This window comes from Trinickia dinghuensis (assembly GCF_003367175.1).
In the GTDB taxonomy this organism is placed as follows: domain Bacteria; phylum Pseudomonadota; class Gammaproteobacteria; order Burkholderiales; family Burkholderiaceae; genus Trinickia; species Trinickia dinghuensis.
Map to the genome: position 1 here is coordinate 1 of NZ_QRGA01000044.1, position 1271 is coordinate 1271.

General features: G+C 62.4%; 1 protein-coding gene. It reads left to right on the forward strand.

Annotated elements, in window-relative coordinates:
• Positions 1-157 precede the first annotated feature (157 nt).
• The coding region (gene istA / locus DWV00_RS33515; protein WP_245965147.1) for an IS21 family transposase at positions 158-1271 on the forward strand (1114 nt) is incomplete at its 3' end.

Consider the following 1271-nt stretch of genomic DNA (forward strand, 5'->3'; position numbering starts at 1 on the left):
GAGCCACTTCGTTTCCGGCATATAGGAGCCAGCCGGTTTTCGGCATATAGGAGCCAAGGAAGGAATCGAGCATCTCGATCGTGATGCGCATTGCAGCGCTTAACTTGTGGGGCGTGATCCCTCAAGGGAGGCTGCGATGGGCCGACGGAGAATCGAGATGCATCAATATCGACAGGTTCTCGTGCGCATGCGCCACGGGGATTCCGAGCGTGAACTGGCACGCTGTCGCTACATGGGGCGACGCAAGCTTGCCGCACTACGGGAGTTGGCCGAACAACGAGGCTGGCTCAAGCCCGATGCGCCGTTACCGGATGACGCCGAGATCGCCGCGGCGCTCGGCCCACCGCACAAGGCGAGGTCGACCGTCTCAGGGCTCGAGGTCCACCGCGCATTGATCGCCTCATGGCTCGAGCAGAACGTGCCCGGCACCGCGATTCTGGCCGCATTACGGCGTGAGCACGGCTACACCGGCAGCTATTCGTCGGTTTATCGCATGATCGTTTCGATCAACGCCGACCGTCCGCCCGATGCCACCGTGCCGCTAAGCTTTGCGCCCGGCGAAGCGGCGCAGGTGGATTTCGGTGCCGGCCCGATGCTGCCCGACGCCGACGGCGTGTTCAGGCGCACGTGGGCGTTCGTGATGACGCTTGCCTTCTCGCGACACCAGTACGTCGAGTTCGTGTGGGACCAGACTGTCGCGACTTGGCTGGGTTGCCATCGTCGCGCGTTCGAATGGTTTGGCGCTGTGCCCTCGCGCGTGATCATCGACAACCCCAAGTGCGCGATCACGCGAGCCTGCACCTACGACCCGGTCGTGCAACGCGCCTACGCGGAATGTGCAGAAGGGTACGGCTTCCGCATCGATCCTTGCCCGCCGGCCGATCCGCCCAAGAAGGGCATCGTGGAGGCCGGCGTCAAATACGTGAAGGGCAACTTCTTGCCGCTGCGCCAGTTCCGAGACTTCACGGATCTGAACGAGCAAGCTCGTCATTGGGTCATGCACGAAGCGGGGCGTCGTATCCACGGTACCACGCGCAAAATACCGCTCGAATTGTTCGAGATCGAACGGCCACTGATGCGCGAGCTGCCCGCTGTCGCGCCCGATCTGGGTACCTGGCACAAGGTATCGGTTCATCGAGACTGCCACGTCGCGCATCAGCGCGTGTTGTATTCCGTGCCCTTCTCGTTGGTCGGCAAGCAGTTATGGTTGCGGGCGACCGATGCTTCAGTCTGCATCTACGACGATTACCGACTGGTGGCTTCGCATGTGC